Below are 15,108 nucleotides of genomic sequence, written 5' to 3' on the forward strand. Positions count from 1 at the left end.
ACTATTTCCGTAAGAGAACCTGGTTCATCAAATGATCAGTACCTTTACGGAGAATAAGATGAGCTCTGTCGCGTGTCGGCAATATGTTTAAATTCAGATTGGGACCGTTAATACTGTCCCAAATATTGGCCGCAATCTTGGTTGCTTCATTGTCATCCAATTCAGAATAATGATGGAAATAAGAATTAGGATCACTAAAGGCGCCGCTTCTAAATTTCAAAAATCTCGATATATACCAATTTTTTAGCAGCGATTCTTCTGCATCAACATAAATGGAAAAGTCGACAAAATCAGAGACAAAAGGCTGTTGAATTGCAACATGAGTATCTTGTCCTGTTTGTAAAACATTAAGTCCTTCAATAATTAAAATATCAGGTTGTTGAATGATTTGATTTGTATCGGTAATTCTATCGTAACTAATATGTGAGTAGATTGGCGCGTGAACCAGACTTTCTCCCGCCTTTATCTTAGAGATAAATTCGACCAGCATCTTCATATCATAACTTTCAGGAAAGCCTTTACGTTGCAATAGTCCGCGACGTTTCAGTTCCGCTAATGGATATAAGAAGCCATCTGTAGTGACTAAGTCTACTTTTGGGTGTTCAGGCCATTGTCTAAGTAACGCCTGTAAGATACGAGCAGTCGTACTTTTACCCACCGCTACGCTACCAGCAATACTGATAATATAGGGGCGTTTTGGCGGCTTTCGTCCAAGGAATTGACTGAGTACCAATCCGCGCTGTTGCTTCCCCCCCACGATTAGATTTAATAATCGACTCAGTGGTAGGTAAATGTCTGTGACTTCATCTAAGGAGATGGACTCATTTATACCGCGTAAATCTGCTAGATCTGTTTCGCTTAACATTAACGGTACAGATTTTCTGAGTTCCGCCCATTGTTGACGCTCGAAAGCGAGATATAACGCGTTGTGAATTTGGTTTGTGGCTTGCATGGACAAATCTCCCCTTAGGAAAAGCACAGTACACCATCATCTTTAGGGGGACAACCGCAAAAACACCTTTGGCACCATGAGGATGAATCAATCTGTAATTTTTGACTGAATAGTATACGGATACCGTCTTGTTTGGCCGAAAAAACGCCGTTTAACCATTTTTTTTAAAGATTTTTAAAATTAGCTATTGCACTTGTGCTCATGATTACCTAATATCCGCTACCGAAATGACACGCCGGCATAGCTCAGTTGGTAGAGCAACTGACTTGTAATCAGTAGGTCCCGAGTTCGACTCTTGGTGCCGGCACCATTTCTCTGGAGGGGTTCCCGAGTGGCCAAAGGGATCAGACTGTAAATCTGACGGCTCAGCCTTCGAAGGTTCGAATCCTTCTCCCTCCACCATTTTTCTAGGTAGTTAGGTAACCTTAGTTAGGTTGCGCGGATGTCGTATAATGGTATTACTCCAGCCTTCCAAGCTGATAACGCGGGTTCGATTCCCGCCATCCGCTCCAATTTTCGCTGATAGTGCCCATATCTAAGAGCCATTCCCTTCGGGGCCGTTCTCGATAGACTGCCTTCAGCCTCCCAGCTAAGCTTCCTAAATATCTTAACTTAATCGATTCGATGACATTACAGGCATCGGATTTTTTGTTGTATGTAGATTTCATCACCAAGTATCTCTTAATTGGGGCAATACCATGGCTAAAGAAAAATTTGAACGTAGCAAACCTCACGTAAACGTGGGCACCATCGGTCACGTTGACCATGGTAAAACAACTCTAACAGCAGCTATCTCAGCTGTATTGGCTAAGACTCACGGTGGTGAAGTTAAGAACTTTGCTCAAATCGATAACGCTCCAGAAGAGCGTGAGCGTGGTATTACCATTAATACTTCTCACATCGAATATGACACACCAACACGTCACTACGCACACGTAGACTGCCCAGGTCACGCGGATTATGTTAAAAACATGATCACTGGTGCTGCACAGATGGACGGCGCAATCCTAGTAGTAGCTTCTACAGATGGTCCAATGCCACAAACTCGTGAGCACATCCTGCTTTCACGTCAGGTTGGCGTACCATTCATCATCGTATTCATGAACAAGTGTGACATGGTTGATGATGAAGAGCTTCTAGAGCTAGTAGAAATGGAAGTTCGTGAACTTCTATCTGAATATGACTTCCCAGGTGATGACCTACCAGTTATCCAAGGTTCTGCGCTTAAAGCACTTGAAGGCGAGCCAGAGTGGGAAGCTAAGATTATTGAACTAGCTGACGCACTAGACACTTACATCCCAGAGCCAGAGCGTGCTATCGACGGTGCATTCATTCTGCCAATCGAAGACGTATTCTCAATTTCAGGCCGTGGTACTGTTGTAACTGGTCGTGTTGAGCGTGGTATCGTACGCGTAGGTGACGAAGTAGAAATCGTAGGTATTAAAGATACGACTAAGACTACTTGTACTGGTGTTGAAATGTTCCGTAAACTGCTTGACGAAGGTCGTGCAGGTGAGAACTGTGGTGTACTACTACGTGGTACTAAGCGTGATGAAGTTGAGCGTGGTCAAGTATTGGCTAAGCCAGGTTCAATCACTCCACACACAACTTTCAAGTCAGAAATCTATGTTCTGTCTAAAGAAGAAGGTGGACGTCATACTCCATTCTTCAAAGGCTACCGTCCACAGTTCTACTTCCGTACAACTGACGTAACCGGTACTATCGAATTGCCAGAAGGCGTAGAGATGGTAATGCCTGGTGATAACGTAGCTATGACTGTTACACTAATCTGCCCAATCGCGATGGACGAAGGTTTACGCTTCGCGATCCGTGAAGGTGGTCGTACAGTTGGTGCTGGTGTTGTTGCAGAGATCGTAGCTTAATCGCAGCGAGTCTTAATAGACACTGAAAAAGGCAGCTTAGGCTGCCTTTTTTGTTTTCAGTGATAGATTTTTGTTGGTAACAGTGACTGAGTCGCCTTGCCAACAGCAACGAATAAGAATACAATCTATGGCCGATTTTTGACCCTCTGGGCTGACTTTATTTGCTCCGAGATTAATTTATTTTCGGGCATAATGTGGGCGGTCAAATCAATTTTTGCTTAATTAAAGAATTTATAGACTGGCCAGACTTAAGCTCAGGTCGTAGTGAGTAACGGAATTAACCGATGACAACAAATACTGAAAACCAGGGTAATTCTCTGGATATCGTAAAATGGGGCCTAGTAGTGATTCTACTGGCGGCTGCCATTATTGCTAATCAAATGTATAGCGAAGCTAGCGTATTGGTTCGTGCTATCGGTGTCGTAGTGGCATTCGCAGTAGCCGGCTTTATTGCTCTTCAAACCGTGAAGGGCAAGGAAGCGCTGACATTTGCTCGCGAATCTCACATTGAAGTTCGTAAAGTGGTTTGGCCTACGCGTCAAGAAGCCCTAAATACGACATTCATCGTTCTAGCGGCAACAGGTATACTGGCATTGATCCTTTGGGGTATGGATGCGGTATTGCTGAGAATTGTTAATTTTATTACAGGCGTATAGGCATTTCGTATGACTGAAGCAAAAAAAAGATGGTATGTGGTTCAGGCCTTTTCTGGTTATGAAGGTCGTGTGTGCAAATCATTGCTTGAACACATCAAAATGCACGAAATGGAGCATTACTTTGGTGAGGTTTTAGTACCTACTGAAGAAGTGGTCGAAATGCGCGCTGGTCAGCGCCGTAAGAGCGAACGCAAATTTTTCCCTGGCTATGTATTAGTTCAGATGGAAATGAATGACGAAAGCTGGCATTTAGTGAAAAGCATCCCGCGTGTGATGGGGTTCATTGGCGGTACTTCAGATCGTCCAGCACCGATTTCTGACAAAGAAGCCGATGCGATTTTGCAACGCCTTCAAGAAACGACTGAGTCTCCAACTCATCGCGTTATGTTTGAGCCTGGTGAAGTAGTACGTGTTACCGACGGTCCTTTCGCAGACTTTAATGGTACTGTGGAAGAAGTCGATTACGAGAAGAACCGCGTTAAAGTGTCTGTGATGATTTTCGGTCGTTCGACGCCTGTAGAACTTGATTTTGGTCAGATCGAAAAAAGCTGATTAAATAAAGCACAAAACGTATTGGAAATGGGTGCGGATTTTTGTATAATCCGCACCCATTATTTTCGGGGAGCTAATCGGCATGTCGTCGCTAGCGTTTGTACCCATACTTGAGGAAAATGTCTCATGGCAAAGAAAGTTGATGGTTACATCAAACTACAAGTAGCAGCCGGTGCTGCAAATCCGTCGCCACCAGTTGGTCCAGCATTGGGTCAGAAGGGTGTTAACATCATGGAATTCTGTAAAGCATTCAACGCTCGTACTGAAAAGTTCGAGAAAGGTATGCCAATTCCTGTTGTTATCACTGTTTACACTGATCGCTCTTTCACTTTTGAAACTAAGACGCCACCTGCTTCATTCCTACTGCTTAAAGCAGCGGGTCTTAAGTCTGGTTCAGGCCGTCCTAACACTGAAAAAGTGGGAACTATCAAGCGTAGCGCTGTCCAGGAAATCGCTGAGACTAAAGCCGCTGATATGACTGGTGCTGATATTGAAGCGATGACTCGCTCAATTGAAGGTACTGCGCGTTCAATGGGTTTGGTAGTAGAGGATTAATATAATGGCAAAGCTAACTAAACGCGCGCGTTTGATCCGCGAAAAAGTAGAAGTAACTAAGAGCTACGACATCAACGAAGCTGTTGCACTACTTAAAGAACTAGCTACTGCTAAGTTCGTTGAGAGTGTTGACGTAGCGGTTAACCTAGGTGTTGACCCACGTAAATCTGACCAAAACGTGCGTGGTGCTACTGTACTTCCACACGGTACTGGTCGTGACGTACGTGTTGCTGTGTTCACTCAAGGCGCTAACGCTGACGCTGCTAAAGAAGCTGGTGCTGAACTTGTTGGTATGGATGACCTTGCTGCACAAGTTAAAGCTGGCGAAATGAACTTCGACGTAGTTATCGCATCTCCAGATGCAATGCGCGTTGTTGGTCAGTTAGGTCAAATCTTAGGCCCACGTGGTCTAATGCCTAACCCTAAAACTGGTACTGTAACGCCAAACGTTGCAGAAGCAGTTAAGAACGCTAAAGCGGGTCAAGTGCGTTACCGCAATGACAAGAACGGTATTATCCACACTACTATCGGTAAAGTGGACTTCGATACTGTTCAATTAAAAGAAAACCTAGAAGCTCTACTTGGCGCGCTTATCAAAGCTAAGCCTGCAGCAGCTAAAGGCGTTTTCGTTAAGAAAGTGAGCATCTCTACCACTATGGGTGCAGGTGTTGCGGTTGATCAGGGTACCCTGACTCCAGCGGCTTAATTTCTTAGCATGATTTTACAAGGTGGGCGTATTAGTCTATAATGCGCCCACTTTGTGGGTTGAGGTCTATTCTTTAGCGCTTTATTGCATTACTTGATAGGCCCTCGTCCAAGACCGTAGGTGTTAGCGTATAACGATAACTTAATTTCCTACGTAGACGGTGTCGGACCCCAGTTAGATTTTATTCTGCCTGGATATTCGCGCCGTAAGTAACTAAGTCGATTGATTTAGTTTGGTAATTGCTAGGGAATTCCCTAGATAGAATCCAGGAGTAAAGCCAATGGCATTAAGACTCGAAGACAAAAAAGCGATTGTTGCTGAAGTCAACGAAGCTGCCAAAGGTGCTTTATCTGCAGTTGTAGCCGATTCACGCGGTGTAACTGTAGGTGATATGACCGGTCTTCGTAAAGCCGCTCGTGAAGCTGGTGTGTACGTTAAAGTTGTACGTAACACTCTAGTTAAACGCGCTGTTGAAGGTACTGCTTTTGAGTGCCTAAATGATACGTTTACTGGTCCTACTTTGATCGCATTCTCTAATGAGCATCCAGGTGCAGCAGCGCGTCTTCTTAAAGACTTCGCTAAAGCACAAGGTAACTTTGAGATCAAAGCAGCAGCCTTTGAAGGGGAATTAATCCCTGCAGATAACATTGATCGTTTAGCAAAACTACCAACATACGAAGAAGCACTAGCTCAGTTCATGATGACTCTAAAAGAAGCATCTGCTGGCAAGTTCGTTCGTACATTGGCCGCTCTACGCGATCAGAAAGAAGCTGCTTAATTTTACAAGCCGCTTAATTAAATTGAATTCAGTACAATTAGGAATTTTTTGTTATGTCTATCACTAAAGACCAAATCTTAGAAGCCCTTGCAGCAATGTCTGTAATGGAAGTTGTTGAACTAATCGAAGCAATGGAAGAGAAGTTCGGCGTTTCTGCCGCTGCTGCTGTTGTTTCTGGTGGCGGCGAAGCTGCTGCTGCTGAAGAGAAAACAGAATTCGACGTAATTCTTACTTCTCACGGCGACAACAAAGTTGCAGTAATTAAAGCTCTTCGTGGCGCTACAGGTCTAGGCCTGAAAGAAGCTAAAGGTATGGCTGAATCTGCTCCAGTAGCAGTTAAAGAAGCTATCTCTAAAGAAGAAGCTGAAGCTCTTAAGACTGAACTTGAAGCAGCTGGTGCTGCAGTAGAGATCAAGTAAGTTATAATATAACTTACAACCTCCCGAGCAATCGGGCGGAGGCTGGCGGTTTTTTAACCGTCGGCCTTTTTTGCGCTGTAAGCGTAGGCGATTTTTTTTTCACCGTTTGTCGCCAGATTTTGCAGTTCCTAGCAGAGATTACTGGTTAGGTTCTTGCTATCAACGGTGATGGGCAAACGTGCTGTTTCAACCATTGAGTGTTGTTTCAGTCTTGGTCACATCTCGCAATCAGAGGAAACCCATGGTTTACTCCTATTCTGAAAAGAAGCGTATTCGCAAAGACTTTGGTAAGCGTCCACAAGTTTTGGATATCCCTTACCTATTGTCAATCCAGTTGGACTCCTTTAAGAAGTTCACCGATCAAGATCCTACAGGTGAGCGTGGTTTAGAAGCCGCTTTCCGTAGCGTTTTTCCCATCAAGAGCTTTTCTGGTAATTCAGAGCTGCAATATGTCAGCTATAAGCTAGGCGAGCCAGTTTTTGATGTGAAAGAGTGTCAAATTCGCGGTGTTACATACTCTGCGCCACTACGTGTTAAGTTACGTATGGTGTTGTATGACCGTGAAGCTGCGCCTGGCACAGTAAAAGATATTAAAGAACAAGAAGTCTATATGGGGGATATCCCTCTTATGACTGATAACGGTACCTTTGTTATCAACGGTACTGAGCGTGTTATCGTTTCACAGCTACATCGTAGCCCTGGTGTGTTCTTCGACCACGACCGTGGTAAGACCCACTCTTCTGGTAAGGTGCTTTATAACGCACGTATTATTCCTTACCGTGGTTCTTGGTTGGATTTTGAATTCGATCCTAAAGATGCACTATTCGTACGTATTGACCGTCGTCGTAAACTTGCAGCTTCTATCATCCTACGTGCGCTAGACTACTCTACCCAAGATATCCTTGATCTGTTCTTTGAACGTGTTCAATACAAGATTAAGAAAGATACTTTGGTAATGGGTCTAGTTGCTGATCGCCTACGTGGTGAAACAGCAAGCTACGATATTAAAGATGCTGAAGGTACTATCTTAGTTGAGAAGGGCCGTCGCATTACTGCGCGTCATATTCGTCAACTTGAAAAGACGAATACCACAGAGCTTGAAGTACCAGTTGAGTACATCTCTGGTAAGATCGCGGCACAAGATTATATCGACCCAGATACGGGCGAAGTATTGGTTTCTGCTAACGCAGAGATCAGCCTAGAAGATCTTGCTAAGCTGTCAATGGCCGGCATCAAAGAGATCGATACACTGTTTATCAACGAGCTTGATCACGGTGCATACATCTCTGACACACTACGTATCGATTCTACCACTAACCGTCTAGAGGCGTTGGTTGAGATCTATCGTATGATGCGTCCTGGCGAGCCACCAACCAAAGATGCTGCAGAAGCACTATTCCAGAACTTGTTCTTCAGCGAAGAGCGTTATGATCTATCTAAAGTAGGTCGTATGAAGTTCAACCGTCGTCTAAGCATTGATGATGATGAAGGTACTGGCATTCTGACCAAAGAAGATATCGTTGCTGTAATGCAGAACATCATCAAGATCCGTAACGGTAATGATGAAGTCGATGATATCGATCACTTGGGTAACCGTCGTATCCGTAGTGTTGGCGAAATGGCTGAAAACCAGTTCCGCGTCGGTCTAGTTCGTGTAGAACGTGCCGTACGTGAGCGTTTAAGCCTTGGGGATCTTAATGAGCTAATGCCTCAAGATCTGATCAACGCTAAGCCAATTTCTGCTGCAGTGAAAGAGTTCTTCGGTTCTTCACAGCTGTCTCAGTTCATGGACCAAAACAACCCACTATCAGAAGTGACCCATAAGCGTCGTATTTCGGCTCTTGGTCCTGGTGGTTTGACTCGTGAGCGTGCTGGTTTCGAAGTTCGAGACGTTCACCCAACTCACTACGGTCGTCTATGTCCAATTGAGACCCCTGAAGGTCCAAACATTGGTCTAATTAACTCGTTAGCAAGCTTTGCGCGTACTAACTCTTATGGTTTCCTTGAAACACCTTACCGTAAGGTTGTTGATGGTGTGATTACTGATCAGGTTGATTACTTGTCAGCAATCGAAGAAGGCCGTTACGTTATTGCACAGGCAAACATCGAGATCGATGCCGATGGCCGTATGGTTGAAGAGCAGATTGCTTGTCGTCATAAGGGTGAATCTACCTTTATGCGTGCTGCTGACGTTCAATATATGGACGTATCGCCACAACAGATCATCTCAGTTGCTGCGTCACTGATTCCGTTCCTAGAACACGATGATGCTAACCGTGCATTGATGGGTGCGAACATGCAACGTCAAGCGGTTCCAACATTGCGCGCCGATAAGCCGCTTGTTGGTACTGGTATCGAACGTACGCTAGCGGTTGACTCAGGTGTTGTTGTTGCAGCTAAGCGTGGTGGTTATGTTGATTACGTTGACGCTAGCCGCATCGTAGTTAAGGTAAACGAAGCAGAATTGACTCCAGGTGAAGCTGGTATCGATATCTACAACTTGACCAAATACACGCGTTCTAACCAGAACACCTGTATTAACCAGCGTCCATGTTGCAGCGTTGGTGACCCAGTTGTTCGTGGTGACGTACTAGCCGATGGCCCATCTACCGATTTAGGTGATTTGGCACTTGGTCAGAACATGCGTATCGCGTTCATGCCTTGGAACGGTTATAACTTCGAGGATTCGATCTTAATCTCTGAGCGCGTTGCGCAAGAGGATCGTTTCACCACTATCCACATTCAAGAGCTTTCATGTATCGCTCGTGATACTAAGTTGGGTAGCGAAGAGATCACTGCTGATATTCCAAACGTAGGTGAGTCTGCGCTGTCTAAGCTAGACGAGTCAGGTATCGTTTATATTGGTGCCGAAGTGAAGGGTGGCGACATCCTAGTGGGCAAAGTGACACCTAAGGGTGAAACACAGCTGACGCCAGAAGAGAAGCTATTGCGTGCTATCTTCGGTGAAAAAGCATCTGATGTTAAAGATAGCTCACTGCGTGTACCTAACTCAGTTAAAGGTACCATCATCGACGTTCAGGTATTTACCCGTGACGGCGTTGAGAAAGATAAGCGTGCGGTAGAAATCGAAGAGATGCATATCGCTCAGGCTAAGAAAGACCTAACTGAAGAATTTAAGATTCTTGAAGATGGTGTCATTGGCCGTGCTCGCAACCTATTACTAGGTGCAGGTTATACTGAAGCACAACTTGATGCGATTCCACGTTCACAGTTGCTAGTGCAAACTATCGACGATGAAGCTAAGCAAACTGAACTAGAGCAGTTAGCTGAGCAAGCGGAAGAGCTAAAGGCAGACTTCGATAAGAAGTTCGAGATCAAGCGTCGTAAGATCACTCAAGGTGATGACTTAGCACCTGGCGTACTGAAGATTGTTAAGGTTTACCTAGCAGTTAAACGTACTATCCAGCCTGGTGATAAGATGGCGGGTCGTCACGGTAACAAGGGTGTGATCTCTAAGATCAACCCAGTAGAAGATATGCCGTACGACGAAAATGGTAACCCAGTGGACATCGTATTGAACCCACTAGGTGTACCATCTCGTATGAACATCGGTCAGGTTCTTGAAGTGCATTTAGGTGCTGCAGCGAAAGGTATCGGTGACAAGATCACTGCTATGCTAGAAGAGCAGCGCGAGCTCGCAGAGCTTCGTAACTACATCAAGCAAGTTTATGAACTTGGTGAAGACGTGCAGCAGCGCGTTGATATCGATTCATTTACTGATGAAGAAGTTATTCGTCTTGCTAAGAACCTTAAAGGCGGTATTCCGACTGCGACTCCAGCATTCGATGGTGCAAAAGAGAAAGAAATTAAGGAGATGCTAGAATTAGCAGGTCTTCCTACTTCTGGACAGCGCACCTTGTTTGACGGTCGTACCGGTAACCAATTCGAACGTCCAGTAACCGTAGGTTACATGTACATGCTTAAACTTAACCACTTGGTTGACGATAAGATGCACGCGCGTTCAACAGGTTCTTACAGTCTTGTTACTCAGCAACCACTGGGCGGTAAAGCTCAGTTTGGTGGTCAGCGTTTCGGTGAGATGGAAGTATGGGCACTTGAAGCATACGGTGCCGCTTACACTCTACAAGAGATGCTTACTGTGAAGTCAGATGATGTTAACGGTCGTACTCAGATGTATAAGAACATCGTCGACGGTAACCATCAGATGCAGCCAGGTATGCCTGAGTCCTTCAACGTATTGCTGAAGGAGATCCGTTCACTCGGTATTAATATCGAGTTGGATCAACAGTAAGACTAAGGCACGCCAAAGTTTGGCAATAAACGGTGCTCTGCGCGAGCGGAGCACCCGGTTTAACTCCTTCAGGAGAGAAACGTGAAAGACTTATTAAAGTTTCTGAAACAGCAAAGCAAGACTGAAGAATTTGAAGGGATCAAGATTGGCCTAGCGTCGCCAGATCTGATCCGCTCTTGGTCATTTGGTGAAGTTAAGAAGCCAGAAACCATTAACTACCGTACTTTCAAACCTGAACGTGAAGGTTTGTTCTGTGCGCGTATTTTTGGTCCAGTAAAAGACTACGAATGTTTATGCGGTAAGTATAAGCGTCTTAAGCACCGTGGCGTGATCTGTGAAAAGTGTGGCGTAGAAGTTACCCAGACTAAAGTACGTCGTGAGCGTATGGGTCACATCGATCTAGCAAGCCCAGTGGCACACATTTGGTTCTTGAAATCATTACCGTCCCGTATCGGTTTGATGCTAGATATGACTCTGCGTGATATCGAACGTGTACTTTACTTCGAATCATTTGTTGTGATCGAGCCTGGCATGACCAGCCTTGAACGCGGCCAAATGCTGACTGAAGAAAACTACCTCGACGCACTCGAAGAGTACGGTGATGAGTTCGAAGCTAAGATGGGTGCTGAAGCCGTTCTAGAATTGCTACGTGCTATCGATCTTGAGAAAGAGATTGAGATGATGCGCGAAGAGTTGCCATCAATCAACTCTGAGACTCGTCGTAAGAAGATCACTAAGCGTCTTAAGCTCATTGAAGCTTTCTTCACTTCAGGCAACAAGCCAGAGTGGATGATCCTCAAAGTACTGCCGGTTCTGCCACCAGATCTACGTCCTCTAGTTCCACTAGATGGCGGTCGTTTTGCTACGTCTGATTTGAACGACTTATACCGTCGTGTGATCAACCGTAACAACCGTCTAAAGCGTCTATTAGACCTAGCTGCTCCAGACATCATCGTGCGCAACGAAAAGCGTATGTTGCAAGAGTCTGTTGATGCGCTATTAGATAACGGTCGTCGTGGTCGTGCGATTACGGGCTCTAACAAACGTCCGCTTAAATCTTTGGCCGATATGATCAAAGGTAAGCAAGGTCGTTTCCGTCAGAACTTGCTAGGTAAGCGTGTTGACTACTCAGGCCGTTCGGTAATTACCGTTGGTCCTACCCTGCGTCTACACCAGTGTGGTCTTCCTAAGAAGATGGCACTCGAGCTATTTAAGCCATTCATCTATGGCAAGTTAGAAGGTCGTGGCCTAGCTACTACCATCAAAGCTGCTAAGAAGATGGTAGAGCGTGAAGTACCAGAAGTATGGGACGTGCTAGATGACGTGATCCGCGAACACCCAGTGATGCTTAACCGTGCACCAACACTGCATAGACTAGGTATCCAGGCGTTCGAACCTGTCCTCATAGAAGGTAAAGCGATTCAGCTACATCCACTCGTTTGTGCGGCATACAACGCCGACTTCGATGGTGACCAAATGGCTGTTCACGTGCCGCTAACGCTTGAAGCGCAGCTAGAAGCACGTTCACTCATGATGTCGACCAACAACATCCTTTCACCTGCAAACGGTGAGCCGGTGATCACACCGTCACAGGACGTTGTATTGGGCCTTTACTACACCAGCCGTGAATGCATTAACGGTAAAGGTGAAGGCATGGCGTTCGAATCGGTTGCCGAAGTTGAAAAAGCTTACCGCACTGGTTGCGCTGAACTACATGCTCGCGTCAAGGTTCGTATTACTGAGACAACTATTGCTGATGATGGCGAACGTACCGAAAGCCGTCGTATCGTAGATACGACTGTGGGCCGCGCACTATTATCTCAAATTCTGCCAAAAGGCTTATCTTATGATTTGGTTAACCAAAACATGGGTAAGAAGCAGATCTCTAAGCTATTGAACACTTGTTACCGTCAACTCGGTCTTAAAGATACCGTTATCTTTGCTGACCAATTGATGTATACCGGTTTCCACTTTGCGACAGTATCGGGTGCCTCTGTGGGTATCAACGATATGGTTATTCCTGATGAGAAGTACACGCTTGTAGCAGATGCTGAAGCTGAAGTACTTGAGATTCAAGAACAGTTCCAGTCGGGTCTTGTTACTGCCGGTGAGCGTTACAACAAAGTCATCGATATCTGGGCAAGCGCGAACGAAAAAGTTTCTAAAGCGATGATGGATAACCTGTCTACTGAGACAGTGATTAACCGTGATGGCGAAGAAGAAACTCAAGCATCGTTTAACAGTATCTACATGATGGCCGACTCGGGCGCTCGTGGTAGTGCTGCACAGATTCGTCAGCTAGCGGGTATGCGTGGTCTGATGGCTAAGCCAGATGGCTCAATCATCGAAACCCCAATTACGGCGAACTTCCGTGAAGGTCTAAACGTACTACAGTACTTTATCTCTACTCACGGTGCGCGTAAGGGTCTAGCGGATACGGCACTTAAGACAGCGAACTCGGGTTACCTAACTCGTCGTCTTGTTGACGTTGCACAAGATTTAGTTGTTATCGAAGACGATTGTGGTACGCACGAAGGTCTAACCATGAAGCCGCTGATTGAAGGTGGTGATGTTGTTGAGCCGTTACGTGAGCGCGTACTGGGTCGTGTGGTTGCAGAAGACGTTTATTACCCTGGTACTGAAGACGTTCTTGCGCCTCGTAACACCTTACTTGATGAAGCATGGTGTGACACCTTAGAAGAGCATTCAATCGATGAAGTGATTGTGCGTTCTGTTATCAGCTGTGACACGGACTTTGGTGTGTGTGCTGCCTGTTATGGTCGTGATTTGGCTCGTGGTCATATCATCAACCAAGGTGAAGCTATCGGTGTTGTTGCTGCTCAGTCAATTGGTGAGCCAGGTACACAGCTTACGATGCGTACGTTCCACATTGGTGGTGCGGCATCTCGAGCTTCTGCTGAAAACAACGTTCAAGTTAAGAATGCGGGTAACCTTAAACTGCACAACGCTAAATATGTTAAAAACAGCGAAGGCAAGTTGGTTATCGTATCGCGTTCATCTGAGCTTGCAGTAATTGATGAGCTTGGCCGTGAGAAAGAGCGTTACAAGGTACCTTACGGTACGATCCTAGAAAAATTAGAAGATGCGACAGTTAACGCTGGTGACATCATTGCTAACTGGGATCCGCATACTCACCCAATCATCTCTGAAGTTGCGGGTAGCATCAAGTTCGTTGATATGATTGATGGTGTCACTATGACGCGTCAAACAGATGAACTAACGGGTCTATCTTCAATCGTCGTATTAGATGTTGGTCAACGTCCTTCTGCTGGTAAAGAGATGCGTCCTGCGATTCGTCTGGTTGGTGCTGATGGCAACGACTTGATGATCCCGGGTACTGAAGTACCTGCGCAATACTTCTTGCCAGGTAAGGCGATTGTAAACCAAGACGATAATGCACCAATTAACGTGGGTGACGCTTTAGCACGTATTCCACAAGAATCGTCTAAGACTCGCGATATTACCGGTGGTCTACCACGCGTTGCTGACTTGTTCGAAGCGCGTAAGCCAAAAGAGCCAGCAATTCTTGCTGAGTACTCAGGTACTATCTCGTTTGGTAAAGAAACCAAAGGTAAGCGTCGTCTGGTGATCACGCCTAACGATGGTGGTAAGCCATACGAAGAGATGATTCCTAAGTGGCGTAACTTAAACGTGTTCGAAGGTGAAAAAGTCGAACGTGGTGAAGTGATCGCTGACGGCCCAGAAGCTGCACACGACATTCTGCGTCTACGTGGTATTCACAAGGTGGCTAACTACATCGTTAACGAAGTCCAAGACGTTTACCGTCTACAGGGCGTAAAAATTAACGATAAGCATATCGAAGTGATTATCCGTCAGATGCTGCGTAAGTGTGAGATCACTGAAGCGGGTGATAGTGATTTCTTACCTGGTGAGCAAGTGGAAGTGTCTCGCGTTAAGATCGCTAACCGCGAACTTGAAGCACAAGGCAAAGCTCCTGCTAAGTTCGAACGTGAACTACTGGGTATCACTAAAGCGTCTTTGGCGACTGAGTCATTTATCTCAGCGGCATCGTTCCAGGAAACTACGCGCGTATTGACTGAAGCTGCCGTTGGCGGTAAGAGCGATAAGCTACGTGGTCTAAAAGAGAACGTTATCGTTGGTCGTTTGATCCCTGCTGGTACTGGTTATGCGTATCACCAGAAACGCAATCAAGCGGGCGCTAAGAAAGGTCAGGCTGAAGCTGCACCTACTATTAGTGCAAGTGAAGCTGAGCAAAACTTGGCAGATCTACTAAATCTAGCGGGTAGTGCTGAATAATTAGCGCTTAAACGTAAATAGATTGTAAAAAAGGC

At 45.6% G+C, this 15,108-nt stretch carries 10 protein-coding genes and 3 tRNA genes; 12 read left to right on the plus strand and 1 reads right to left on the minus strand.

The window, feature by feature from the left end; genetic code table 11:
• Window position 1 precedes the first annotated feature (1 nt).
• Window positions 2–952, minus strand: coding sequence for a type I pantothenate kinase (coaA, locus tag K0I62_RS00670; protein WP_220069693.1), 951 nt, complete (start codon window positions 950–952; stop codon window positions 2–4).
• 234 nt (window positions 953–1,186) lie between these two features.
• On the opposite strand from coaA, the gene K0I62_RS00675 reads away from it, so the two are divergent.
• The 12 genes from K0I62_RS00675 (at window position 1,187) to rpoC (ending at window position 15,073) form a co-directional block, all read left to right on the plus strand.
• Window positions 1,187–1,262: transfer RNA gene (locus K0I62_RS00675), tRNA-Thr, on the plus strand.
• Window positions 1,263–1,269: 7 nt separating this feature from the next.
• Window positions 1,270–1,354: transfer RNA gene (locus tag K0I62_RS00680), tRNA-Tyr, on the plus strand.
• A 36-nt stretch (window positions 1,355–1,390) separates the two neighbouring features.
• Window positions 1,391–1,464: transfer RNA gene (locus tag K0I62_RS00685), tRNA-Gly, on the plus strand.
• 186 nt (window positions 1,465–1,650) lie between these two features.
• Window positions 1,651–2,835, plus strand: coding sequence for an elongation factor Tu (gene tuf, locus K0I62_RS00690; RefSeq protein ID WP_220069694.1), 1,185 nt, complete (start codon window positions 1,651–1,653; stop codon window positions 2,833–2,835).
• Between the two features lie 284 nt (window positions 2,836–3,119).
• Window positions 3,120–3,491, plus strand: coding sequence for a preprotein translocase subunit SecE (gene secE, locus K0I62_RS00695; protein ID WP_220062678.1), 372 nt, complete (start codon window positions 3,120–3,122; stop codon window positions 3,489–3,491).
• Between the two features lie 9 nt (window positions 3,492–3,500).
• Complete coding sequence (gene nusG / locus K0I62_RS00700) at window positions 3,501–4,043, plus strand: transcription termination/antitermination protein NusG (RefSeq protein ID WP_220062679.1); 543 nt, start codon at window positions 3,501–3,503, stop codon at window positions 4,041–4,043.
• Between the two features lie 126 nt (window positions 4,044–4,169).
• Window positions 4,170–4,598, plus strand: a complete 429-nt coding sequence (rplK, locus tag K0I62_RS00705; RefSeq protein WP_011863956.1) for a 50S ribosomal protein L11 — start codon at window positions 4,170–4,172, stop codon at window positions 4,596–4,598.
• Window positions 4,599–4,602: 4 nt separating this feature from the next.
• Window positions 4,603–5,304, plus strand: coding sequence for a 50S ribosomal protein L1 (rplA, locus tag K0I62_RS00710; RefSeq protein ID WP_220062681.1), 702 nt, complete (start codon window positions 4,603–4,605; stop codon window positions 5,302–5,304).
• A 280-nt stretch (window positions 5,305–5,584) separates the two neighbouring features.
• Entirely contained in the window at window positions 5,585–6,082 is a 498-nt protein-coding gene (gene rplJ, locus K0I62_RS00715; protein WP_220069695.1) for a 50S ribosomal protein L10, read from the plus strand.
• Between the two features lie 53 nt (window positions 6,083–6,135).
• Window positions 6,136–6,501 (plus strand): 50S ribosomal protein L7/L12, encoded by a 366-nt coding sequence (gene rplL / locus K0I62_RS00720; RefSeq protein ID WP_028767981.1) that lies wholly within the window; start codon window positions 6,136–6,138, stop codon window positions 6,499–6,501.
• A 241-nt stretch (window positions 6,502–6,742) separates the two neighbouring features.
• On the plus strand, window positions 6,743–10,774 hold the full coding sequence (gene rpoB, locus K0I62_RS00725; RefSeq protein ID WP_220069696.1) for a DNA-directed RNA polymerase subunit beta: 4,032 nt from the start codon (window positions 6,743–6,745) through the stop codon (window positions 10,772–10,774).
• 81 nt (window positions 10,775–10,855) lie between these two features.
• Window positions 10,856–15,073: a DNA-directed RNA polymerase subunit beta' gene (gene rpoC / locus K0I62_RS00730; RefSeq protein ID WP_220069697.1), complete on the plus strand. Its 4,218-nt coding sequence runs from the start codon at window positions 10,856–10,858 to the stop codon at window positions 15,071–15,073.
• Window positions 15,074–15,108: the final 35 nt, after the last annotated feature.

Origin of the sequence: Shewanella psychrotolerans (assembly GCF_019457595.1) — a bacterium.
Classification (GTDB): Bacteria; Pseudomonadota; Gammaproteobacteria; order Enterobacterales; family Shewanellaceae; genus Shewanella; species Shewanella psychrotolerans.